Below are 23,122 nucleotides of genomic sequence, written 5' to 3'. Positions count from 1 at the left end.
TACGGGAAGGGAAGACCGATGACAACGGTGGGCAAGCGCGCGCTCGGTCTGGCCGTGGCGCTCGTGATGGGACTCGCCGCCTGCTCGAGCGGCGGCGGCGGGCAGGGGCAAGCCGGGCAGTCGCTGCGGATGTGGACGTTCAAGAAGTCGCACGCCGACGCGTTGAACAAGGCGGCGGCGCAGTTCAAGGCCAAGACGGGCATCAGCGTCACGGTCGAGGCGGTGACCCCCGACGACGTGTTCGTCAGCAAGGTCCAGAGCGCCGCGCAGACCAACGGCCTGCCGGACGTGCTGGAGGTGCATGCGTCCGGCGAGGACTTCGAGATGGGCTCGTCGGGCTTGCTGCAGGACCTGGCGGCCGATGTCACCGACGGGTGGAAGCAGCGCCTGCTGCCCTCCACGCGTGAGAGCGGCGTGCTGACGCAGAAGAAGATCGACTCGGTGGCCGCCGACTCGCCCATCAAGAACGGCAAGGCCGGTCAGCGCTTCTCCGTGCCGTTCACGGCGGGCGCCTTCGGCATCGTCTACGCCAACAAGGACAAGCTCCGGGCGGCCGGGCTCGATCCGGACACCCCGCCGAAGTCGTGGGAGGAGTTCCTGAAGGCGCTGGAGGCCACGACCGGTAAGAGCCAGGGCGGACTGTCGCTGGGGCTGAAGATCTCCCAGACCGGCTTCAACTGGATCTATCAGCCGCTGGCCTTCGCCTACCTCGGCAAGGAGCGTTTCCAGGCGCTGTTCGGCAAGGGCACCACACAGGGCTTCGCCTCGCCGGACGGCGTCAGGACGCTGGAGACGTATGCCAGGCTGACGCCGTACTGGATGCCCGGCGCCACGACGCTCGGCATCGACGAGGCCGACATCGCCTTCGCGCAAGGCAAGTCGGCCTTCGACGTGGGCGGCACGTTCACGCTGGCCTTCCTCGCGCAGAACGGGATGAGCCCCGACAAGGTGCTCGCCTTCCCCATCCCGGCGTCGGCCGAGGGCACGCACAAGCAGATCTCGATGGCGCCGCTGGCGCTGACCGGGCTCGGCGTGACGGCCACGACGCGCAACCGCGAGGCCGCCGTCAAGTGGATCGACTGGGTGACCTCGCCCGAGGGTGCGGGCATGGTGGCCAAGGAGTCTCTCGACCTGCCCTCCACGGACCTGGGCACGCAGGCGGAGTCGCTGCTCGGCAAGGACCTGGCCGCGCTCCAGAAGTACTTCACCGGGCCGCCGGAAAGCAGCTACGAGGCGGCCGACGACAGCTTCTTCCCCTCCGACTGGGACCAGGTCAAGCCGGGTGACCTGACCGTACGGCTGACGCCGCTGGGGGAGGTCGGCCCACAGCAGGCGGGCACTGAGCTGGACAAGATCATGGCGTCGATGTGGAAGTCCACCAAGTGAGCACGACCTCCGTCGAGCTCCCCGCGCGGCGGCTGCGCGAGCAGCCCCCCGCGCGGTGGCGGCGCCGGCTGATCGGATGGGCCTTCGTAGCGCCCGCTGTCGCGTTGTTCCTGCTGATGGGCGCCTACACGATCGTCAGCGGGTTCCTGCTGAGCTTCGCCAAATGGAACGGCTTCACCCCCGAGTGGCGCTGGGCCGGGCTGGGGAACTACGCCGACCTTCTGTACGCGGACCCGTCGCTCACCGGGGACCTGCGCCGGGCCGCGGGGAACACGGCGCAGGTCATGGTCGCCGTGCCGCTGCTGACCGTGGCCGTCTCCCTCCCGCTCGCGGTGATGCTGAACTCCATCACCCGCCTGCGCGGCGTTCTCCGCTCCGTCTACTTCCTGCCGTACGTGACCAGCGGTATCGCCGTCTACTTCGCCTGGCGTTACGTACTGGAGCCCGACGGCGCGCTCAACCTGCTGCTCGGCTCGCTGGGCCTGGGCAGCCTGCGGCAGCCGCAGGGCTTCCTCGGCAACCCGGACACCGCCCTGCCGACGTTGATCGTCATCCTGGTGTGGTCGAGCGTGCCGGTGGCCACGCTGCTCTACCTCAGCGGGCTGCAGGCCATCGACCGCAGCCTCGTCGAGGCGGCTCAGATCGACGGCGCCGGCTCCTGGCACGTGCTGCGGCGCGTCATCTGGCCGCTGCTGAGGCCCATCACCATGGCCATCGTGCTGCTGGGCGTCCGCGACACGCTGCACGGTTTCCAGATCTTCCTGATCGCGACCAACGGCGGGCCGGGCGGGCACACCGACGTGCTGGGGCTGATGGCGTACCGGCTGGCCTTCATGAAGGGCCTGGCGCCCTCGCTCGGCCACGCGAGCGCGCTGGGCTGGCTGCTGTTCGCGGGAGCCGTCCTGCTGACCCTGGCCAACGCGCGCCTGCTCCGGAGGGCCCAGTGAAGCGTTTCGCCTGTGCCGGGCTGATCGTCTATGCGCTGATCAGCATGTATCCGTTCCTGTGGATGGTGTCGGGCGCCTTCAAGACCCGCGGCGAGGTCCTCGAACACAACCTGCTGCCGCGCGAGCCCACGCTGGACACCCTCATCGCCACGTGGGGCCGGCTGCACTTCCTGGACTACTTCCTCAACAGCCTCCAGGTCACGGCGATGACCGTGATCGGCGTGCTGGTGGTCTACAGCCTGGCCTCCTACGCCTTCGCCGTCCTGGATTTCCCCGGCCGCCGCTTCCTGTACTGGTTCTTCGTGGCGCTCCTGTTCGTGCCCGGCATCACGGTGCTGCTGCCGGTGGTGATCCTGGAGAAGAACCTCGGCCTGCTGGGCACCCACCTGGGGCTGGTGCTCCCCTTCGTCAACGGCACCGCGCCGCTGACGGTGCTGCTGCTGACCAGCAGCTACGGTTCCATCCCACGCGAGCTGCGCGAGGCCGCCAGGTCGGACGGCGCGGGAGAGGCGCGGATCTTCTGGTCGGTGTATCTGCCGCTCGCCAAGCCGGCGCACATCACCGTTGCCGTGCTGACGGCGGTGCCGACGTGGAACGAATACGTGCTGACGCGGGTGTCACTCTCGGACCGGTCGCGGTTCACGCTGCCGCTGGGGCTGGAGTCGCTCATCTCCAGCGAGGTGCCGCGCTACAACGAGGTCATGGCCGCCTCCCTGATCACGGTGCTCCCGGTGATCGCGCTCTTCCTGCTTCTGCAGCGCTACTTCGTCAACGGGCTGGTAGGGGCGATCAAGGGCTGACCCCCAGGGGGTGGCGAAGCTGTCACGAATCGTCCGGGTCGATCAAGGAGGGCGCGGGCCTCGTCGGGGCGGAGCATGCGGCCGTGCGCGAACGCGGCGGTGTACGCCTCCTCGCCGAGTGCGGCACGGGCCGCGAAGGCGATCCTGTCCAGGTCGCCCTGTTGGGCAGGCGTGACCGCCTTCGGGATCGACTCGCGGGCCGCGGCGGCTGCTCCGAGCAGTTGGGCGGCCTCGTGGGGATGGCCGTCGAGTGCGCAGGCGCCCGCGAGGCCGGACAGCGCCTGTGCGATGTCCGCTCCCGCGCTCAGGTCTCGTGCGATGGCGAACGCTTCCATGTGCCGAGCCATGGCGCCTGCGGTGTTGCCGCGCAGCTCCTCGACATAGCCGAGTTCGACAAGGACGCTCGGCGCATACAGAGGACGTCCTGGTCCGGTGTGGTGCCGGGCGGCGTCCATCAGGTGCAGCAAGTGGGCCTCGGCCGCGTCCAGGTCGCCCTCCCGGCGAGCGGAGAAGGCGAGCCCCATCTCCGCGAACACGGCGCCGAGGGGGGAGCCCTGCTCCGTGGCGAGCCGAAGCCCCCGCTCGCAGTGCTCACGCGCCGACGGATAGTCGCCACATTCCATGGCGATCCAGCCCAGCCAGGACAGGCGCCCGGAGAACTCGGGCCAGAGCCCGAGCTCTCCGGCCATGCGCAGCCCGTCTCGGTGCAGGCGGGTCGCCCGCTCGTAGTCGCCGATCAGAACGGCGTGGGCGCCGAGCCACTCGGTGGCCTGCAGCAGCCCCCACCGGTCACCGAGCCGGCGGAACAGCGCCGCGCTCCGCGCGCCGTCACGCTCGAGCGCGGCGGAGTCGCTTTTCACGTGCGCGTGTTTGGCCCGCAGGCTGAGCGCGGCCGCCACTCCCCACTGATCGTCGACGGCGCGGAACGTGGTCAGAGCCCGGTCGATCAACTCCCCGGTGGCAGCCACATCGCCGAGGTCGACCTCGGCGAACGCGAGGAACCACTCGGCCCTGGCCTGCCCCGGCTCGTCCGCCACCCCTTCGAAGGCATTCAACACCGCCTCGTGCCGGGCCGGCCAGCCGGCGATCTCACCCCGCAGGAACGACATGCCGGTGTGCCAGGCCATGGCCCTGGCCCGGGCGGCCCGGGGCGCCTCACCCCGGGCGTCCAGCGCCGCCTGGAACGACCGCCCTGCTTCTGCCAGGCGGCCGCGCAGGAACCAGTACCAGGCCAGCGCGTTGGCCAGGCGCAGCGCGAGGTCGGCCTCGCCCTGCCGGGCCGCGTCGTCGAGCGCGTCGTGCAGGTTGGCTGCCTCGGCGTCCAGCCGCTGCAGCCAGCGCCGCTGATCGGGGCCGTAGAGATGGGGTTCGGCCAGCTCGGCCAGCTGGGTGTAGTGGGTGCGGTGGCGCCGCCTGATCTGCTGGAGCTCGCCGGCCTCGTGCATGCGTTCGGTGCAGTAGACGGCCACCGACTCCAGGAGCCGGTAGCGGGGATCGTCGTGGCGGCGGTCGGACACGACCACGAGCGACCGGTCCACCAGTCGCGCCAGGATGTCGAGCACCTCGTCGGGGCGCACGCCGTCGTCCGCGCAGACCGCCTGGGCGGCCTCCATGGTGCACCCGTCGGCGTGGACGGCCAGGCGGCGCAGCACCGTGCGCTCGGCCTCGGTGAGCAACTGCCAGCTCCAGTCGATCATCGCCATGAGTGTCTGCTGTCGTGGCGGAGCACCTCGGTGTCCCGTCGTCAGCAGCCGGAACCGATCGTCGAGCCTGGCAAGCAGGCCGTGCATCCCCAGCGTGCGCACACGGGTGGCGGCCAGCTCCAATGCCAGGGGGATGCCGTCCAGCCTGCGGCACAGCACCGCGACGGCCTCCGCGTTGTCCGGGGCGAGGGCGAACCCGTGCGCTGCGGCGGCCGTACGCGCCACGAACAGCCGCACGGCGCTGAACCGCCCCAACGTCGCCGGGTCGGTGTCGTCGCCGGGGCCGGGCACCTCCAGCGCCGGCACGGGCCAGACCACCTCACCCGCCAGGCCGAGCGGCTCCCGGCTGGTCGCCAGGACACGCAGTCCGGGCACGGCGCGCAGCAGGAGGCCGGCGAGCTCCGCGACCGGCTCGATCACGTGCTCGCAGTTGTCCAGCACCAGCAGCAGCCGCCTGGCGCGCAGGGCTCGGGCGAGCCGGTCGGCGGGAGCTTCCTGCGGTCCGGCGCCGCCGTCGTGGATGTCCAGGACCGCCATCACCAGGTCGGCGAGCGACCCCATCGCATCAGGCAGGCCGGGCCGCAACGCGCCCAGCTCGACGAGCCACGCGCCGTCGGCCATCGTCTCGGCCATCGGGGCGGCGACGTCGATCGAGAGCCGGGTCTTGCCCACCCCACCCGAACCGGTGAGCGTCACCAGCCGGTGTTGTCGCAGCAGCGCGCGCACCTCGGCGACCGCGTCGTCGCGGCCGATCAGGTCGGTGATGGCATTGGGCAGGTTGGTCGCCGGCGCGGGGCCGAGCGGCGCGTGGAGCCCTGGGTCATGAGCCAGGATCGAACGGTGCAGCCCGGCCAGGGCGGGACCTGGGTCCACGCCGAGCTCCTCGGCAAGATGGGCCCGCGACTCCTCGTAGCTGCTCAGGGCCTCGCCCTGTCGCCCGGCCCGGTAGAGGGCGAGCATGTGCAGGGCGCGAGGCCGCTCCCGCAGCGGGTGGCGGGCCAGCAACTCGCCGAGCTCGCCCGCGACCGCGGCGTGCATGCCGAGCGTGAGCCGGGCCTCGGCCAGGTCCTCCATGGCGGTGAGACGCTGCTCCTCCAGGCGCGCGATCGTGGTGCGTGCGAACGCCTCGTCGGCGAAGTCGATGTAGGCCGGGCCCCGCCAGAGGGCCAGCGCGCCGGACAGCAGGTCGGCCTTGGCCCGCGGGTCGGCCGTCTCGCGGGCCTCGGCGGTGAGGCTCTCGAACCGGTGGGCGTCCACCGCGTCGGCGTCGACGCGGAGCAGATAACCCGGCGGTGGGGACACGACGAGCGCCCGCCCACCCGGCTCGGCCTCCTCCAAGGCCCGGCGTAGGTAGGAGGCCTTCGCCGACAACGCGCCCGGCGCGTTGCCCGGCGGATCGTCGCCCCACAGGTGATCGATGAGCAGGTCGGCGGGCACCGGCCGCCCGTGGTGCGTCAGCAGGGCCGCCAGCAGGGCCCGGACCTTCAGACCCGGCACCGCGACGGCGCCGCCGTCGTCCCGCCACACCGCGAGCGGCCCCAGCACCCCGAAGCGCATGACCGTCACCATAACGCGGGCCGGCGACAATTTCGCCGGCTGCCGTACCCTGCGGCCCTGGGCGGGCGGTGCGGGGCCGCATGCCGGTCAGCGCGGGCCGAGGGCCTTGGCGACGAGCGTGCCGATGTGGTGGAACGTACTGTAGTCGCCGGCGCTCACGCGGTTCTTGGCCACGGCGATGACCATGCCGGTAGCGGTGTCGGCGTACGCCGCGGTCCCCCCGCTTCCGGCCATGCCGAACAGGGTGAGGCTGTCGAGCGGTCCGGGGAAGCCGATGTCGTACCCCAGCCCCCGGGCGGCCGGGGCCCCGGTGACCTCGTCGACCCCGCTGATCGTCACCGTGGTGACCTCTCGGAGACGCTCGGGGGAGATGAGCCGCACGCCGCCGACCTCGTCCATCAGGGCGGCGTACATGCGTGCCACGGCTCGGGCGGTCATGACGCCGCCCGCGGGGATGTCGGCGGCGAGCACGTCCTCGCGGTTGCAGAAGGCCGCGCTCGGCAGGGCCGCCGGGGGCGCCGCCGTCCAACCGTTCACGACTCTGAAGAACGGCACCTGCCCGGCCATGGCGGCGATCATGTCGGGAGTCAGCTCCACGCCGCCCGCCGGCTCCTCCAGGCGGGCCTGCCGGCCGAGCTCGGAGGCGGGTACGCCGAAGAACAGCTCGTCCGCCACGCCCAGAGGCCCGGCCACCTCATCGCGGAGCACCTGGGAGATCGGCCGGCCGGTGGCCCGGCGCACGATCTCGCCGGCGATGTAGCCGAACGACTGCGGGTGGTACCCCGTCCTGGTGCCGGGTTCCCACCACGGTGTCGCGTCGGCGATCGCCGCGCACATCCTGTCCCAGTCGGTCAGATCCTCAGGTGTCGTGTCCCGTGGGAGGCCGGGCACGCCGACTGAGTGGTTGAGCACGTGGCGCAGGGTGGCACGCTCTTTGCCATGCGCGCCGAACTCCGGCCAAAGCTCCGCGATCGGGGTGTCGTAGGTGACAAGGCCCTGTTCCACGAGCACGTGCACGACGGTGGAGGTCACCCCCTTGCCGGTCGAGGTGACGTGGAACGGCGTGTCCTGCGTGACCGGCCGGCCGGTCACCGGGTCGGCCTGGCCGGCGACGGCGTCGATCACCAGCTCTCCGCAGTGGTAGACGGCGACCTGCAAGCCCCGTTCGACGCCGGACTCGACCAGCTGGTCGATGGTGTCCTGCGTCTGCTGCTGAATGTCGGTCATGGTGATGTTTCCTCTTTCGTTGCGCTTTGATCTGTCGCTGAAGCCGTGGGAGGTCAGCGACGGGCTGTGGGCGGGGCTCAAGCCACTGCTGCTCCAGCGTCAGCGGCTCCTACTTCTCGGCAGCGGCTACCGGCTCGTGGGCCAGGACGACGACTCCCGATGCGAACGTCTTCGTGCCGGTCAGGCGGAACCGTGTCTCGCTCCAGCCGGTGAACAGGCTCTCTCCGCGCCCCAGGACGACGGGATGAATCCAGACCCGGATCTCGTCGACGAGGTCGTGCCGAGTCAGCGTCCGGGCCAGCCCGCCGCAACCGAACATCAGGATGTCCCTGCCGGGTTGCCGCCTGAGCTCGCGCACCGCCTCGACGACATCGCCCTTGAGCAGGGCCGAGTTGGTCCAGCTGACGTCGTCGAGTGTGGTCGACACGACGTACTTCGGCATGGTGTTGATCCGGTGGGTGAAATCGTCGGACGCGGGCCCGTCCTCGCTCATCGACGGCCAGGACTCAGCGAAGCCCTGGTAGGTGACCCGTCCCATCAGCAGGGCGTCCGCGGCGAACAACTGGTCGCGGGCGTAGGCCTCATATTCCGCGGTCGCGTACTCGAGGGACCACTCGTGCGGGTCCTGCTGGACGCCGTCCATCGTCGCGAAGACCGAAACGATCACTTTGCGCATGGCATGCTCCTGGGGCCGTAACGGGGTTGCGATCATCGGTAGGTGTAGGGGCGCACGGCACGCGCCTCGCGCAGCGCGTACGCCCACCAAGTCAGCTCGTCCAGCGTCGTCTTGACCGTGTTGTTGCACGTCGCGGTGGGTTTGGGCCAGCTGCCGTCGGCGGCGAACAACTCCCAGTAGCAGGGCAGACTGACCAGGGTGCGGATGGCGACGGCGTGCAGTTCGCCGAACACCTCACGCAACTGGGCCACGGCGTGCAGGCCGCCCGATTCCCTCCCGTAGGAGACGAAGGCGACGGGCTTGGCCTGCCACTCCTCGTAGAACCAGTCGATGGCGGTCTTGAGCGGAGCGGGGAAACTCCGGTTGTACTCCGGTGTGACCACCACGAACGCGTCGGCGGCGGCCAGCCTGGGAGCAAGGGCCCGTACCGGCTCCGGGACGAGCTCGTCCTGGTCGGTGAGGGTGTCGGGCAGACCTGCCGTGGCCAGGTCGACGAGATCGATGTTCAGTTCCCGGCGCTTGCGGGCCTGGGCGACGAACCAGGAAGCCGCGGTCGGGCCGAACCGCCCGCGGCGGATGCTGCCGATGATGATCACCAGCCGCAGTGGTGTGGTGTCCGGCATCTCGGGCCTCCCTCGGGTTCGTGTCGTGCTCAACCCTGCGCGAAGGCGCCTTCGGTCTGTTTACGCTCTTTCGCCCTCCAGCGGACCGGGATGCCGCGGTGAGCGTAAACAAACCGTAATGACCACCTCGCATCATGGGCGGCGCATCGAAGCACCCGTAGCCGAGAAGGGCCGTGCCATGTCCAGTGCCGACGTAGATGAGTTCGTTCGGACCAAGCTGCCGCCACAGCACCAGACCATCGTCCGTATCCTGCGAGAGCTCATGGCCGAGGGTGCGCCGGACGCATCGGAGGTGATCAGCCGCGGGTCCCCCGCGTGGAAGGGTCGCACCATCCTCGCGATCATCAGTCACAGCAAGACGCACATCACGTTCGCGTTCGCTCGAGGCGCGGAGTTCGACGACGACCACGGCCTGCTGGAGGGTGTGGGGAAGACCACCAGGCACGTCAAGCTCAAGAGCCCGGACGCCCTCAACCATGACGCATTGCGTGGCTACATCCGGCAGGCGGTCGCGCTCGATCAGGAATAGTCCTCGGGCTCGGCGCCCGGGCGGAGTGGAGCTGGTCAACCTGGGGCTCGATGGCAGCGTCCAGGAGGACACCCCCGGCCCCCTCGCGCCCGGCTTCGACGGCGGGACCTGGCGGTTCAGGGCCATGGGCGATCCGGCCGGGCGCGCCGTCGGGCGTCTGACGCTCAACGTCATCCGCGACGAATCGGCGAGAACTTCACGTTGCCGCGTGCTCGACGGTGCGCGGTGGCGTCGGATGCTTCCCGTTCATCTTCCTCATCGCCCAGCATGGCGGCTTCTTCGCCGGCGCTGCCGGTCTCGCGAAGCTCAGCGGGTCACGGCGGTCTCCCGCTCCACACGCGACAACTTCTCGGGATTACGCACGTGGTAGGCGCCGGTGACGTAGCCGTTCTCCATGCGCACCGCCACCACTCCGTCGATCTCCCCGTCGACCCGTACGAGCAGCCCGGGGCCGCCATTGATCTGAACCAGCTCGACCGACCGTTCCGCGTCGCGCTTCCACCAGCCGACGGCCAGCAAGCGGGCCACGTTGTCGATCCCCACGACGGGCCGCGGCAGGGCATGTTTGATTCCACCGCCGTCGCTCAGGGCGACGACGTCCGGCGCGAGGACGTCGAGCAGGCTCTGCAGCTCGCCGGTTTCGACCGCTCGCTGGAAGGCTTGGAGCGCGGCTTGGGTCTCGGCCGAGGAGGCGATGCCGCGGGGGCGGCGGGCGGCGACGCGTGCCCGCGCCCGGTAGGCGATCTGGCGGACCGCGTTCGGGCTCTTGCCGACGGCTTCGGCGATCTCGTCATAGTCCAGATCGAACACCTCGCGCAGTACGAACACCGCCCGTTCGGTCGGCTGAAGCATCTCCAGCACCAGCAGCATCGCCATCGAGACGCTCTCGGCGAGCTCGACGTCCTCGGCCACATCAGGCGCGGTGAGCAAGGGCTCGGGCAGCCACGGCCCGACGTAGGACTCCTTGCGCCGGGCGAGCGCGCGTAGCCGGTCCAGCGCCTGCCGGGTGACGATCCGCACCAGGTAGGCGCGCTCCTCCCGCACGGTGCCGAGGTCGACGCCCACCCATCGCAGCCAGGTCTCCTGCAGGACGTCTTCGGCGTCGGCGGCCGAGCCGAGCATCTCGTAGGCGACGGTGAACAGCAGGTTGCGGTGGGCGACGAACGCCTCGGTGGCGGAGTCCGCAGAGCCGACGTGGTCGGCACGATCGAGCGGCTCGGCTGGGTCCGCACTTCGTTCGCTGCGCTCGGTCATGCCCGGCTCCTGCTCGTTCGTTCTCCGCACTGCCACACGCACAAGACGCCGGTCCCCACCGCTTTGTAACACCCACGTAGGTGGCCTATGTCACATGGCCGAGCTGTTACAGGGATCGGGGCGCCGACGTCTCGTGGTCGTCAGGACGCCGCGCGAACGATCCGTACGGCACTACGACGAGTTGAGAGTGAGAAGGGAAGTCTTCCCCATGTCCACGCCCACGACGACCGACCAGCGGTCGCGCATGCCCAACCCCCTCCCCTTCCTCCCCGAGATGGCGGAGGTCGGCACAGGTCTGCACAAAGCCCTGCAGAACGGCGCGATTCCCCCGGCCACCATCGGCCTGCTGCAGCTGCGCGCCGGGCAGATCCTCGGCAGCACGTACTTCACCATCCGGGAGACCGGCAACCTCCGCCGGTTGGGGGAATCGGAGGAGCGCATCACCGCCGTGGCCACCTGGCGGGATGCCACCTACTTCACCGACGCCGAACGGGTCGCGCTGGAGCTCGTGGAGGCGGTCCTCACCCCGAACCCGTCCGGGGAGCGCGTCCCCGACGAGCTGTACGCCAGGGCGTCCGCGCACTACGACGACAAGGCGATGTGGTCGCTCATCATGGCGATCGCCCACATCGGCTTCTTCACCCCCGCCGCTCTCATCGCCAAGCCGATCCCCGGCATGCCCCCCGGCCAGAACTACAGCGCGTAAGAAAGGCACGACAGCATGAGCATCACCACGTTCGCGGTGGCGGGAGCGACCGGGCGGCTGGGCCGCCACGTCGTCGACGTCCTGACCGAGAGGGGACGCCGGGTCGTGCCGATGTCCCGCGCCACCGGTGTGGACGTCATCACCGGTGAGGGCCTCGCCGAGGCCCTCACCGGGGCCGAGGCCATCATCGACGTCGCCTCGTGGCACTCCTCCGACCAGGAGGCGGCGACGGAGTTCTTCCGTACGTCGGCCCGCAATCTGCACGAGGCCGGCCAGAAGGCGGGGGTCGCCCAGATCACCATGGCGTCCATCATCGGCGCCGACAAGGCCACCGCCGGTTTCCTCGCCGCCAAGAAAGCGCACGAGGAACTCCTCCTGTCCGGCCCGATCCCCGTCCGCATCCTGCGGGCCGCGCAGTTCCACGAGTTCGTCGGCCAGCTCCTGGACTGGCAGCAGAGCGACGTCGCCTACATCCCGGCCCTGCCCACCCAGCTCGTCGCCTGCCGCACCGTGGCCGAGGAACTGGTCGACCTGGCCACCGCCCCCGCCGCCCCAGGAACACCGATCCCCGAGATCGCCGGACCTCGCAAGGAGACCATGGCCGAGGCGGCCCAACTTCTCGGCGCCCGCCGGGGCATCAAGGTCGTCGGCGTCGACGGCTCCGGCATGCCCGATGCCGAGATCGCCGCCAACGGCGCCTTCCTGCCCAGCTCGCATGCCAAGCTCGCCGGACCCACCTTCCAGGAGTGGCTCAACACCCAGCCCTGAGCCGGCCTGCCCTTGTTCCCGGAACTCCACCACCCGGGGCCTCGAGAACAAGGGCTCCCCGAGCCTCACCCTCGGAGATCCAGTGGCTGCCTCTTCGGACGACATCCACAGAAAAGGGCTTACTCCGGCTCGGAGGTGGTGGGGCCCGCATCGCAACTCCGGCCCGAGCCCGGCCGGTCGGCCGGTGCTCAGCGGGAGAAGAAGTCGCGTAGCGCGGTGGTGAGGCGGTCGATGTCGTTCTGGTCGTTGTAGGGAGCCAGACCGACGCGCAGCCCGCCCTCGTCGCCGAGGCCCATCCAGCGCGACGCTTCGATCGCGTAGTAGTTGCTGACCGTCGTGTTGATCTTCCGGTCGGCGAGGAAGTCGCGTACGGCGGTGGCCGGGTGTCCGTCGAAGGTGAGCAGCAGCGTGGGGGTACGGCTGGCGGCGAGCGAGTGCGAGATCACCTGAGGCAGGCCGTCCAGCTCCGTCTCCAGGCCCTCGCGCAGACCGTCCTCGTTCTTCTCGACGGCGGCCATGGACGCGAGCAGCCGCTCACGCCGGGAACCGGTGCCGGGCAGGATGCCGGCGAGGAAGTCGACGGCGGCGGTCGTCCCGGCGAGCAGTTCGTACGGCAGCGTGCCGAGCTCGAAGCGCTCCGGCACCACGTCGGTGGCCGGGAGCAGCTTGTCCGGCCGCAGCGACTCCAGCGTCTCGGGCGCGGCGGCCACCACGCCGAGGTGCGGGCCGAGGAACTTGTACGGCGAGCAGGCGAAGAAGTCGGCGCCGAGCGCGGCCAGGTCGACCGGGACGTGCGCGCTGTAGTGCACGCCGTCGACGTAGAACAGAGCGCCGCGGGCGTGCGCCAGCCGGGAGATCTCGGCGATCGGCGGGCGGGTGCCGATCAGGTTGGAAGCGGCGGTGATCGCGACCAGCCGCGTGCGTTCCGACAGCACCGCCTCGACCGCGTCGAGGGTGACCTCTCCCGACTTGGGGTCGAAGTCGATCCAGCGCACCGTGGCGCCCGCCGCCCCGGCGGCGATCACCCACGGCCGGATGTTGGAGTCGTGGTCCAGCCGCGACACGACGACCTCGTCGCCCGGCCGCCAGGTCGTGGCCAGGGTGCGCGCGAAGTCGAAGGTCAGCTGGGTCATGCTGCGTCCGAACACGATGCCGCGCGGGTCGCCGCCGACGAAGTCGGCCATCGCCGCCCGGGCGGCGAGCGTCACCTCATCGGCGAACCTCTCGGCCTCGGTGACCAGGCCGCGGTTGGCGATGGCGGCGGTGAGCGTGCGGTGTACGGCGTCGGCGACGGCGGTGGGTGTCTGCGAGCCGCCGGGGCCGTCGAAGTGCGCCGCCCCCTGCGCCAGGGCGGGGAAGTGCGCGCGAAGGGCCTGAAGGGAGTAGGTCATGATCGGTTCATTCCTAGGGGGATCAGCGGGTGGTGTCGGCGCCGGCCTGGAAGAAGTAGGCCACGGTCCGCGCGCCCGGATCGACCACGCCGACGGCGCGCTCGCCGACGTAGCTGGCCCGGCCCCGGCGGGCACGGATCGCGGCGGTCGCCTCGGCTCCGGCGGTGGCGGCGCGCGCGGCCGCGGCCAGCAGCTCGTGCAGCCCGGCGTCGCCGGCCTCGATCGGCTTCGAGATCGACCTGATCACCGCGATCAACAAGAAGCTGGGCCTGGAGACCCAGATCCAGAACCTGCCGTTCGACACGCTGATCACCAGCCTGCAGAGCAAGCGGGTCAGCATGACCATCTCGTCGATGAACGACAACGCGACCCGGCAGCAGAAGATCGACTTCGTCGACTACTTCAACTCCGGCATCACGCTGATGGTCAAGAAGGGCAACCCGTCAGGGATCAAGAGCCCCGAGGATCTGTGCGGCAAGAAGGCCAGCACCGCCCCCGGCTCCTCGCAGGAGGAGTGGATGGAGAAGGTCGGCCCGTCGATGTGCCAGGCCAAGGGCAAGCCCGCGATCCAGATCGTCACCAGCAATCTGGACCAGCAGCGGCTCAACGACCTGAAGTCGGGACGCAACGACACCGAGGTCAACGACCTCCCGTACGTGAGCTACGCGACCACCAACTCCGGCAAGGGCCAGGACTTCGAGGCCGTTCCCGGCAAGCCGATCCTCGCCACGCCGTACGGCATCGGCCTCCACAAGGACACCTCAGAGCTGCGTGACGCGGTCCGCGACGCACTGCAGGAGCTGATCGACGACGGCACGTACGGCAAGATTCTCAAGGCCTGGAACGTTTCGAACGGGGCGATCGCGAAGACGGTCGTCAACGGCGGGAAGTAACCCCATGTCCACACCAACCACCGCCCGCCCCGACCTCGCCGGCCCGGTGATGCGCAAACGCAGCCACCCGCTGCGCTGGGTGGCGGGAGTCCTGATCGTCGCCCTGGTCGCCGGGATCGTCTACGCCATGGCCCAGGCGAAGATCATCTGGCCGGACGTCGCGAACTACATCGTCTCGCCGAACATGCTCCAGGCGGTCTGGAAGACGGTGCTGCTCGCGGTGATCTCCCAGGTCATCGCGGTCGTGCTGGGCGTGATCGTGGCCGTGTTGCGCATCTCGGCCAACCCGGTGGCGAACAAGGCGGCCTGGGTCTACATCTGGCTGTTCCGCGGCGTGCCGGTGCTGCTGCAGATCCTCATCTGGTACAACCTGTCGATGGTCGTGGACCGGATCACGATTCCCAGCCCGTTCGGTGGCGCGCTCTACAGCACCACCACCAACGATCTGATGACGCCGTTCATGGCGGCGCTGCTCGGCCTGGCCCTGAACGAGTCCGCCTACATGGCGGAGATCATCCGCGGCGGCATCAAGAGCGTGGACCACGGCCAGGTCGAGGCGGCCGGCGCGCTCGGCATGTCGCCGGCCCGCACCATGTGGAAGATCGTGCTGCCCCAGGCGATGCGGGTCATCATCCCGCCGACCGGCAACGACTTCATCAACATGCTGAAGACCACGTCGCTCGCCTCGGTCATCACGTACGAGGAGCTGCTGCGCGCCGCGCAGAACATCTCCAGCCGCAACCTCCAGGTCATGGAGACGCTGTTCGCCGCGGGCTTCTGGTACATGGTCGTGGTCAGCGTCACCAGCGTCGGCCAGTACTACCTGGAGCGGGCCTACGACGTGTCGGCACCGGGCGCGAGGTCGGCGAGCGCCTCGATCCTGCGTACGATCCTGCGGCCCCCGATGAGGAGGTCCAAGGCATGAGCGAGCGAAGCGAGCGACCAAATGAACACGGCCGTCTGTCGCTCATGCGACCGACGCAGGAGGGCGCATGAGTGACGATCCGATCATCAAGGCCGTCGGCGTGCGCAAGTCGTTCGGCCCGCTCGAGGTCCTGTCCGGCATCGACCTGGAGGTGAACCGCGGCGAGGTGGTGTGCCTGCTCGGCGCCTCCGGCGCCGGCAAGAGCACGTTCCTGCGCGCGATCAACCGGCTGGAGACCATCGACGGCGGTCAGATCTGGGTGGGGGAGCAGCTCATCGGGTACGAGCCGCGCGGCGACCACTACCGGGAGATGACCCCCAAGCAGGTCGCCAGGCAGCGGGTGCCGATCGGCATGGTGTTCCAGCGGTTCAACCTGTTCGCTCACCTGACCGTGCTGCAGAACATCATCGAGGCGCCGCGCGGCGTGCTCGGCCGCCCCAAGGCCGAGGCGAAGCGGCGTGCCGCCGAGTTGCTGGACAGCGTCGGCCTGTCCGACAAGGCGGGCCACTATCCGGCGCAGCTCTCCGGCGGGCAGCAGCAGCGCGTGGCGATCGCCCGCGCGCTGGCCATGGACCCCAAGGTGATGCTGTTCGACGAGCCCACGTCGGCGCTCGACCCCGAGCTGGTCGGCGAGGTGCTCAAGGTGATGACCGACCTCGCCAGGGGCGGCATGACCATGGTCGTCGTGACGCACGAGATGGGGTTCGCCCGCCAGGCCGCCGACAGGGTCGTGTTCATGCACCAGGGGTGCATCGTCGAGTCGGCCTCGCCGGAGGAGTTCTTCGACCACCCCCGGCATGAGCGCACCAAGCAGTTCCTCCGCAGCATTCACTGACCGCCGGACGCGGTCCTCCAGGAAAGAGCCAAGCATGCGCGCTGCCCCCGCCGTCGCAGGCATGAAGCACAACGGCATCCGTACGATCATGGATCTGGCGATGTCCGGCACCCGCCCGGACCTGATCCGGCTGGAGATCGGCGAGCCCGGCTTCCCGACGCCCGCGCACGTGGTGCGCGCGGCCGACGAGGCCGCGGCGGCGGGGCGGACCAAGTACACGGCCAACGCCGGGATCCCCGAACTGCGGGCGGCGCTCAGCGACAAGATCAAGCGGGTCAACGGGTTCGACGCCCGCCCCGAGGACATCGTGGTCACGGCCGGCGGGGTGCAGGCGCTGTTCGCCACGCTCACCGCGCTGGTCGAGCCGGGCGACGACATCCTGATCCCGGACCCGGCCTGGCCCAACTACATCGCGTTCGGGAAGATCCTCGGCGCCTCCACCACGGCCTACTCCCTGGCGCCCGAGACCGGGTTCCTCCCCGACCTCGCCGAGCTGGAACGGCTCGTGACGCCGCGCACCAAGGTGCTGATGCTGAACTCGCCGTCCAACCCCGTGGGGTCGGTGTTCCCGGCCGGGACCCTCGCGGAGCTGATCGCCTTCGCCGAGCGGAACGACCTGTGGATCGTCTCCGACGAGTGCTACGACCAGGTCGTGTTCGACGACACCTTCGCCTCCACGGCGGCCGTCGGCGGCGCGGAGCGGACGATCTCGGTGTTCACCTTCTCCAAGACGTACGCGATGACCGGCTGGCGCATCGGCTACCTGGCGGCGCCGCCGTCGCTCGCGGAGATCATCACGCGGTTGCAGGAGCCGATGGTCTCCTGCATCAGCACACCGGGTCAGTACGCGGCACTGGCCGCGCTCACCGGGCCGCAAGACGAGCAGCGCGCGATGGTCGAGACCTATCGGGCCAACCGCGACCTCGCCGTCGGGGAGTTCGCCGCCCACGGCTTCGACGTCTACCGGCCGCAGGGCGCCTTCTACCTGTGGATGCGCACCGGCAACCGGGATCTCGACGGCATGGAGATCGCCAAGAGACTGATCACCGAGCACGGCGTCGCGGTCGGCCCCGGCCCGGCCTTCGGCGAACGCTCGGGCGAGTACATCCGCCTGTCGCTCGCGGCCTCCGCCGACGACCTGCGTGAAGGCATCCGCCGCATCTGCGCCAGCGGCCTCCTTCACCCCGCCGGGCGTTCCTGAGACGGGGGCTTGACTCCTCGCGACATGCGTCATGCAATATATTGCATGCCGGTTCCACAGAGCCGAGGAGTGGTCGCCAGGTCGCTTCTCCGGGAGAACGCCTATCGCGCCATCCGAGACGCCATCGTCGACGGCACGCTCGCCCCGGGCGAACGTCTCAACGACGGCGATCTGGCACAGTGGCTGGGCGTGAGCCGCACTCCCGTCCGGGAGGCGCTGACGCGTCTGGAGCAGGCCGGGCTGGTGCGGACCAAGCCCGGCCGTTACACCATCGTCAGCACGGTGGACGTCCGGTCCGTGCGCGCCGCCCAGTCGGTGACGGCCGCCATGCACGAGCTCGCCGTACGGGAGGCGCTGCCGAATCTGTCCGCCGGCGAACTCGACGCCATGCGCGAGGCCAACGCGCGTTTCGCCGATGCCTTGCGCCGCGACGACGCGGACGCGGCGCTCGCCGCCGATGACGCCTTCCACGGCATCCCGGTGATCGCGTCCGCGAATCATGCGATACGTGCTGTTCTCGACCAGTTCACGCCGGTGCTGCGGCGCGTGGAGCGGATGCGGTTCTCCTCCCTGAGCGGCCGGGGGTCGGTCGCGCAACACGAACGGATCATCGCGTTGTGCGCGGCCGGAGACGTGGAGGGGGCGGCGCTCGCCGTGCGTGCCAACTGGGGGACCCTGGTCCCGCTCCTCGATGCCATGCCCGCCGCTTCCGAGAACGAGCCTTCAATCTGAGGAGCCGTACATGTCCATCGACGATTTCGAGCGCTATCCGCTGCTCTTCGGTCCCAGCCCCGTCCACCGCCTCGACCGGCTCAGCGACCACCTCGGCGGAGCCCGCGTCTGGGCCAAGCGGGAGGACTGCAACAGCGGGCTGGCGTTCGGCGGGAACAAGACCCGCAAGCTGGAGTACCTGATCCCCGACGCCCTCGCCCAGGGCGCGGACACCCTGGTCAGCATCGGGGGAGTGCAGTCCAACCACACCCGGCAGGTGGCCGCGGTCGCCGCCAAGGTCGGGCTGAAGGCCGTACTCGTGCAGGAGAGCTGGGTGGACTGGCCGGACGCGGTCAACGACAAGGTCGGCAACATCCTGCTGTCGCGCATCATGGGCGCGGACGTCCGCCTGGTCCAGGCCGATTTCGGGATCGGGCTCAAGGACAGCTGGCACGAAGCCATGGAGGGGGTCACGGCCGCCGGTGGCCGCCCGTACGCGATCCCCGCCGGAGCGTCCGACCATCCGCTGGGCGGTCTCGGCTTCGTCAACTGGGCGTACGAAGTGCAGCGGCAGGAACGCGAGCTCGGCGTCTTCTTCGACACCGTCGTGGTGTGCAGCGTCACCGGGAGCACCCAGGCAGGCATGATCGCCGGCTTCGCGGGCCAGGATCGTCCCCGGCGCGTGCTGGGCATCGACGGCTCGGCCAAGCTCGCCGAGACGCGTGCCCAGGTGGCGAAGATCGCCCGCGCCACGGCCGAGCTCATCGGCCTGGGCCGGGACCTGCACGAGGAGGAGATCACGGTGCTGGAAGGCTGGGCCGGCGACAGGTACGGCATCCCCGTGCAGTCCACCCTCGACGCCATCAGGCTAACCGGACGGCTGGAAGGCATGATCATCGACCCTGTCTACGAGGGCAAGTCGATGGCCGGGCTCATCGACCTGGTCCGCAGCGGCGAGATTCCCCAGGACTCCAACGTCCTGTACGCCCACCTCGGCGGCCAGCCCGCCCTCAACGCCTACAGCGGCGTCTTCCGCTGAGCGTTGGGCCGAGCCGAACGTCATCGGCTGCTCGAACGGCAGGTTGCGGCCCGCGCGGGAGACGGGCGAACGAGCGGCGCGCTCCCTTCTGCCCCCGAACATGAACACGTATAGTGAGATTGGTTGCACTCAATGTCACAATTGGAGGAAAGGGGATTTCCGTGAGTCGTGCACTGATCATCGTCGATGTGCAGAAGGACTTCTGCGAGGGCGGCAGCATTCCGGTGAAGGGCGGCGCGGATCGAGCCGCCGCCATCGCCGAGCTGGTCCGGAGCGCCGATGGGCAGTATGCCTTCGTCCTCGCCACCCGTGACCACCACATCGATCCGGGCGCCCACTTCTCCGACAACCCCGACTTCCAGCACTCATTCCCCGTGCATTGCGTCGTCGGTAGTGAGGGAGGCGAGTTCCATCCGAATTTCGCGCCCGCCGTCGACTCCGGGCACGTCGACGAGGTCTTCTACAAGGGCGCTCACTCCGCCTCCAAGAGCGGTTTCGAGGGCTCGGCCCAGGACGGTACGACACTGTCCGCCTGGCTGAAGGCCCGTGACATCGCCGAACTCGACGTCGTCGGCATCGCGACCGATCACTGCGTGAAGGCCACGGCACTCGACGGAGCGCGCGCGGGCTTCACGGTGCGGGTCCTGCTCGACTACACGGCCGGCGTCGCCGCCGACACCACGCGTACCGCACTGGACGAAATGCGCCGGGCCGGTGTCGCCCTGACCGGCGAACCTGTCGTCGCCTGAACTCAGGCGCCACGCCCACCATCAGGCTCCACGTTCGGGGGCCGGCACTGGCTGCGGTCGTCCGCGGCAGGCACCGCATCCTCGGATTCCGCGAAGATCACGACGAGCTCCAACCCGCCCCCCGGGTTGGGGTTCGCTCGCACGTCGGCTCCGTGAGCCTTCGCGATCGACGCGACGATCGACAACCCGAGCCCGGCGCCCTGTCCACGGGTCGTCTGCAGCCGCCGGAAGGGCTCGAAGAGATCGCCGAAGCGTTCCTGGGGCACGTGCGGGCCGGTGTTCCGGACCGTCAAGACTCCACGGGAGAGCGTCACCTCGACGGTTCCGCCGGGATGGTTGTAGCGAACCGCGTTGTCGACGAGGTTCGTGACGAGCCGGCTCAGCAGGATCGGATCCCCGTCGACGACCAACGGTTCGATCCGCGTCGTCACGGTGACCTCGTCCGAGCCGCCTTCGGCCAGGACGAGCAGCACCACCTCGTCCAGGGCCACCGGTGTCCTCTTCTCAAGGCCGTGCTCCGCCTGGGCCAGGACCAGCAGGGCGTCGATGAGGCTCTCGGTGCGGTGGTTGTGGAACAGGAGCTTGTCGCGGATCTCACCGACGTCTTCAGGAAGGCCGATCTCGATCGCCGCTCGCTGGACGGCCAAGGGGGTCCGCAGCTCGTGGGACGCGTTCGCGATGAACCGCCGCTGCCCCTCGACGGAGCGTTGGAGGCGGTCGAGCATCGCGTCGAACGTATCGGCCAGTTCCTTCAGTTCGTCCTTGGGCCCGCTGAGCGCGATGCGTTCGTGCAGGGTCGACATGGACAGCCGCTGCGCCGTGGCGGTGATCCGGTGGACGGGCCGCAGGATCCGCCCGGCGACCAGCCAGCCGACGATCACTGATACCAGTGTCAGGATTCCGACCGTCGCCACGGTCACCCCCCACTGGTAGTCGATCACCTCGTCCACCAGATCGGGCAGCGTCGGCAGCTGATGGTCCGCGAGGTCCGGCGCCGCCGGCGCCACCGGGACCGGCCCGATCCGCCCGATCCTCCTGTCCAGCGCGTGGCGCAGCAGCAGGTTGACCGTGACCAGCAGCACGGTCGAGGTCAGCAGGAACAATCCGGAGTAGATCAGGGTGAGCCGTACCCGGACCGTCGTCACAGCACGTATCCCGCGCCGGGAACCGTCTGGATGCAGGGCGGATCTCCCAGCTTCGCGCGTAAGCGGCTGACCACGACCCGCACCACCGTCGTGAACGGGTCGACGTTCTCGTCCCATGCCTCTTCGAGCAGCCGTTCGGAGCTTACGACCGCGCCGTCCGCCCTCATCAGCACCTCAAGGACGGCGAACTCCTTGAGCGACAGATGCAGGTGCCGCCCGTCCCGCGACGCCTGCAGCCGGTGGGTGTCGAGCACGATCCCGTGCCGCGTCAGCACCGGCGGCACCTGCGCCTGGCTGCGCCGCCCCAGCGCCTGCACCCGTGCGACCAGCTCGGCGTAGTCGAACGGCTTGGGCAGGTAGTCGTCGGCCCCCATCCCGAGGCCGGCCACCCGCTCCGGCACCGCCGCGGCCGCCGTCATCATCAGGATCCGCGTACGGCTCCCGCGCGCCACCAGCTCACGGCACACGAGGTCGCCGTGCATCTCGGGCAGGTCCCGGTCCAGTACGAGAACGTCGTAGTCGCTCACCGCCAGCCGCTCCGACGCGGCGAGCCCGTCGTACACCACGTCGACGGCCATGGCGTGGCGGCGCAACCCCACCGCCACGAGATCGGCCAGGTCTCGTTCGTCTTCGGCCACCAGAACCCGCATAGCGATGTTCGTACCCGAATCGGGGTAACAGCGGCGTTAACGGATCCGTTCACAGCCGAGCAACCCGCTTCCGGCCACGCTGGCGGCATGATCAAATCCCTCTGCGCCGCCATCCTGATGGCGGCCTGCTCCCTGTCCGCACCCGCCTCCGCGCCTGCCGAGGGCTGCACCGCCCTCACCGGGCCACCGCCGGAGTCGGCGCCGCCGACCTCGGTGAACACGCTCCGGCAGGCGTACTTCTGCGTGCTGGACAACTATTACAGCGGTCCGGCCATGGATGCGAAGGCGCTGCTGAAGAGCGCCTTCGCCGCCTACACCCAGGACCTGATGCGGCGCGGCGCCGATCGGCCCGACCTCCAGCTGCCCGAACTGACCGGGAACCGCGACACCGACTGGGCCGCCTTCGCGAAAGCCCTCGGCGACGGCGACCCCGCCGCCCTGCGCGCCGCGATCACCGGCATGGTCGCCGGACTGCACGACAACCACGCCCGCGCGGTCAGGCCGACTCCTCCGCCGGAAGGCGGGCCGGTCGGGACGGGCATCGTGGGTGTGTCGGCCCAGCAGGGCCCGCAACTCGACCCGGCGGCCAAGCCGCCGTTGTTCATCACCCGCGTCCTGCCCGGCAGCCCCGCCGCCAAGGCCGACATCAGGCCCGGCGACATCATCGTCAAGGCCAACGGCATACCGCCGTTCATCGGGGACACCGTGAACCAGAGCATCGTCCAAGCCTTCGCCGCCGGCACGGTGACGCTCACGCTCAAGCGCCCCACGACGGGACGGACCCGCACCGTCGAGCTCAGAGAGGGCCCCGTCACGCAGCAGCCTCCGGCGGTGACGTCGAAGAAGCTCGCCGACGGCGTCACGTACGTCCAACTGCCCGGATTCTACGAAGGCGCCGCCGACCAGGTCATCGCCAAGCTGAAGGACAAGCCGAAGGCGGTGGTCCTCGATCTGCGCGGCAACGGCGGCGGGTCGCCTCGCGAGGTGACGCGGCTGCTCGGCGCGTTCGCGCACGGCAAGGTCACCAGCTACTTCTGCCCGCTCAAGGGCGACTGCGTGCCCAACCGGACCGACGACAGCATCCCGCTGCTCGGCTCGCGCCTGGTCGTCCTCACCGACCGCGGATGCGCCTCGGCCTGCGAGGACTTCAGCGGGGCCGTCAAGGACAACGACCTGGGTACTCTCATCGGGACCCGCACCGCCGGGGCCGTCTCCGGCCCCAGCGACGGATACCTTCTCGACGACGGCAGCATCCTGCTCCTGCCCAAGGTCCGGCACCTCGGGCCCGCCCGCGAGATCATCGACACGATCGGCGTCCCGGTCGACCACTACGCCCCCATGACCGCCCTGGACCTGGCCACCGGGCGCGACCCGGGCGTGGCCAAGGCACTGACGCTTCTTTGACGC

At 69.9% G+C, this 23,122-nt stretch carries 23 protein-coding genes; 14 read left to right on the top strand and 9 right to left on the bottom strand.

From position 1 onward, the window contains the following. Nucleotides 1-18 precede the first annotated feature (18 nt). From ACWEPL_RS35695 to ACWEPL_RS35685, 3 genes are read left to right on the top strand one after another with little or no spacing between them, the layout of a single operon-like run. Nucleotides 19-1,386: an ABC transporter substrate-binding protein gene (locus ACWEPL_RS35695; RefSeq protein WP_452438821.1), complete on the top strand. Its 1,368-nt coding sequence runs from the start codon at nucleotides 19-21 to the stop codon at nucleotides 1,384-1,386. Then, nucleotides 1,383-2,333 carry a carbohydrate ABC transporter permease gene (locus ACWEPL_RS35690; protein WP_363964436.1) on the top strand — a complete coding sequence of 317 codons (951 nt, stop codon included), beginning with the start codon at nucleotides 1,383-1,385 and terminating at the stop codon, nucleotides 2,331-2,333. Before ACWEPL_RS35695 ends, ACWEPL_RS35690 begins: the two co-directional genes overlap by 4 nt. Further along, nucleotides 2,330-3,133: a carbohydrate ABC transporter permease gene (locus ACWEPL_RS35685; RefSeq protein WP_452438820.1), complete on the top strand. Its 804-nt coding sequence runs from the start codon at nucleotides 2,330-2,332 to the stop codon at nucleotides 3,131-3,133. The genes ACWEPL_RS35690 and ACWEPL_RS35685 overlap by 4 nt, the downstream gene beginning before the upstream one ends. Here the strand turns inward: ACWEPL_RS35685 and ACWEPL_RS35680 are convergent. From ACWEPL_RS35680 to ACWEPL_RS35665, 4 genes are all read right to left on the bottom strand, one after another. Continuing rightward, the gene (locus ACWEPL_RS35680) at nucleotides 3,094-6,393 is read right to left on the bottom strand and encodes a BTAD domain-containing putative transcriptional regulator (protein ID WP_452438819.1); all 3,300 of its coding nucleotides are present in this window, start codon (nucleotides 6,391-6,393) and stop codon (nucleotides 3,094-3,096) included. The genes ACWEPL_RS35685 and ACWEPL_RS35680 overlap by 40 nt on opposite strands. Before the next feature lie 87 nt (nucleotides 6,394-6,480). After that, nucleotides 6,481-7,620: a serine hydrolase domain-containing protein gene (locus ACWEPL_RS35675; protein ID WP_452438818.1), complete on the bottom strand. Its 1,140-nt coding sequence runs from the start codon at nucleotides 7,618-7,620 to the stop codon at nucleotides 6,481-6,483. Between the two features lie 109 nt (nucleotides 7,621-7,729). Continuing rightward, a complete protein-coding gene (locus tag ACWEPL_RS35670; RefSeq protein WP_363964443.1) occupies nucleotides 7,730-8,296 on the bottom strand; it encodes a dihydrofolate reductase family protein in 567 nt (188 codons plus the stop codon). A gap of 32 nt (nucleotides 8,297-8,328) precedes the next feature. Continuing rightward, nucleotides 8,329-8,919, bottom strand: a complete 591-nt coding sequence (locus ACWEPL_RS35665) for an NADPH-dependent FMN reductase (protein ID WP_363964445.1) — start codon at nucleotides 8,917-8,919, stop codon at nucleotides 8,329-8,331. 118 nt (nucleotides 8,920-9,037) lie between these two features. Between ACWEPL_RS35665 and ACWEPL_RS35660 the strand changes: the two genes are divergently transcribed. Then, on the top strand, nucleotides 9,038-9,448 hold the full coding sequence (locus ACWEPL_RS35660; RefSeq protein ID WP_452438817.1) for a DUF1801 domain-containing protein: 411 nt from the start codon (nucleotides 9,038-9,040) through the stop codon (nucleotides 9,446-9,448). A gap of 306 nt (nucleotides 9,449-9,754) precedes the next feature. Here the strand turns inward: ACWEPL_RS35660 and ACWEPL_RS35655 are convergent, their stop codons facing one another. Then, on the bottom strand, nucleotides 9,755-10,702 hold the full coding sequence (locus ACWEPL_RS35655) for an RNA polymerase sigma-70 factor (RefSeq protein ID WP_452438816.1): 948 nt from the start codon (nucleotides 10,700-10,702) through the stop codon (nucleotides 9,755-9,757). Nucleotides 10,703-10,796: 94 nt separating this feature from the next. Here ACWEPL_RS35655 and ACWEPL_RS35650 point away from each other — a divergent pair, with 94 nt between their 5' ends. Beyond that, entirely contained in the window at nucleotides 10,797-11,408 is a 612-nt protein-coding gene (locus tag ACWEPL_RS35650; RefSeq protein WP_452438815.1) for a carboxymuconolactone decarboxylase family protein, read from the top strand. A 15-nt stretch (nucleotides 11,409-11,423) separates the two neighbouring features. Further along, complete coding sequence (locus tag ACWEPL_RS35645) at nucleotides 11,424-12,176, top strand: SDR family oxidoreductase (protein WP_452438814.1); 753 nt, start codon at nucleotides 11,424-11,426, stop codon at nucleotides 12,174-12,176. 188 nt (nucleotides 12,177-12,364) lie between these two features. Here ACWEPL_RS35645 and ACWEPL_RS35640 read toward each other — a convergent pair whose 3' ends face one another. Both ACWEPL_RS35640 and ACWEPL_RS35635 read right to left on the bottom strand, forming a co-directional pair. Next, nucleotides 12,365-13,567, bottom strand: a complete 1,203-nt coding sequence (locus ACWEPL_RS35640) for a cysteine desulfurase-like protein (RefSeq protein WP_452438813.1) — start codon at nucleotides 13,565-13,567, stop codon at nucleotides 12,365-12,367. 22 nt (nucleotides 13,568-13,589) lie between these two features. After that, a complete protein-coding gene (locus ACWEPL_RS35635) occupies nucleotides 13,590-13,907 on the bottom strand; it encodes a DAK2 domain-containing protein (protein ID WP_452438812.1) in 318 nt (105 codons plus the stop codon). Between ACWEPL_RS35635 and ACWEPL_RS35630 the strand changes: the two genes are divergently transcribed. The 7 genes from ACWEPL_RS35630 (at nucleotide 13,789) to ACWEPL_RS35600 (ending at nucleotide 19,920) form a co-directional block, all read left to right on the top strand. Continuing rightward, on the top strand, nucleotides 13,789-14,460 hold the full coding sequence (locus ACWEPL_RS35630; protein WP_452438827.1) for an ABC transporter substrate-binding protein: 672 nt from the start codon (nucleotides 13,789-13,791) through the stop codon (nucleotides 14,458-14,460). The genes ACWEPL_RS35635 and ACWEPL_RS35630 overlap by 119 nt on opposite strands. Nucleotides 14,461-14,464: 4 nt before the next feature. Further along, nucleotides 14,465-15,385, top strand: coding sequence for an amino acid ABC transporter permease (locus ACWEPL_RS35625; protein ID WP_452438811.1), 921 nt, complete (start codon nucleotides 14,465-14,467; stop codon nucleotides 15,383-15,385). A 67-nt stretch (nucleotides 15,386-15,452) separates the two neighbouring features. Beyond that, entirely contained in the window at nucleotides 15,453-16,220 is a 768-nt protein-coding gene (locus tag ACWEPL_RS35620) for an amino acid ABC transporter ATP-binding protein (protein ID WP_452438810.1), read from the top strand. A 34-nt stretch (nucleotides 16,221-16,254) separates the two neighbouring features. Beyond that, nucleotides 16,255-17,421, top strand: coding sequence for a pyridoxal phosphate-dependent aminotransferase (locus tag ACWEPL_RS35615; protein ID WP_363964471.1), 1,167 nt, complete (start codon nucleotides 16,255-16,257; stop codon nucleotides 17,419-17,421). A gap of 69 nt (nucleotides 17,422-17,490) precedes the next feature. Then, nucleotides 17,491-18,153: a GntR family transcriptional regulator gene (locus ACWEPL_RS35610; protein WP_363964472.1), complete on the top strand. Its 663-nt coding sequence runs from the start codon at nucleotides 17,491-17,493 to the stop codon at nucleotides 18,151-18,153. A 10-nt stretch (nucleotides 18,154-18,163) separates the two neighbouring features. Further along, the gene (locus ACWEPL_RS35605; protein WP_452438809.1) at nucleotides 18,164-19,171 is read left to right on the top strand and encodes a 1-aminocyclopropane-1-carboxylate deaminase; all 1,008 of its coding nucleotides are present in this window, start codon (nucleotides 18,164-18,166) and stop codon (nucleotides 19,169-19,171) included. Between the two features lie 161 nt (nucleotides 19,172-19,332). Beyond that, nucleotides 19,333-19,920 carry an isochorismatase family protein gene (locus ACWEPL_RS35600; RefSeq protein ID WP_452438808.1) on the top strand — a complete coding sequence of 196 codons (588 nt, stop codon included), beginning with the start codon at nucleotides 19,333-19,335 and terminating at the stop codon, nucleotides 19,918-19,920. Nucleotides 19,921-19,922: 2 nt separating this feature from the next. Here ACWEPL_RS35600 and ACWEPL_RS35595 read toward each other — a convergent pair whose 3' ends face one another. Both ACWEPL_RS35595 and ACWEPL_RS35590 read right to left on the bottom strand, forming a co-directional pair. Next, on the bottom strand, nucleotides 19,923-21,065 hold the full coding sequence (locus ACWEPL_RS35595; protein ID WP_452438807.1) for a HAMP domain-containing sensor histidine kinase: 1,143 nt from the start codon (nucleotides 21,063-21,065) through the stop codon (nucleotides 19,923-19,925). After that, nucleotides 21,062-21,715, bottom strand: a complete 654-nt coding sequence (locus ACWEPL_RS35590) for a response regulator transcription factor (RefSeq protein ID WP_363964479.1) — start codon at nucleotides 21,713-21,715, stop codon at nucleotides 21,062-21,064. Before ACWEPL_RS35590 ends, ACWEPL_RS35595 begins: the two co-directional genes overlap by 4 nt. Before the next feature lie 87 nt (nucleotides 21,716-21,802). Here ACWEPL_RS35590 and ACWEPL_RS35585 point away from each other — a divergent pair, with 87 nt between their 5' ends. Further along, on the top strand, nucleotides 21,803-23,119 hold the full coding sequence (locus ACWEPL_RS35585; RefSeq protein ID WP_452438806.1) for a S41 family peptidase: 1,317 nt from the start codon (nucleotides 21,803-21,805) through the stop codon (nucleotides 23,117-23,119). Nucleotides 23,120-23,122 lie beyond the last annotated feature (3 nt).

It is taken from the genome of Nonomuraea sp. NPDC004186 (genome assembly GCF_053603495.1).
This window is presented reverse-complemented; position numbering and strand designations above follow the sequence as displayed.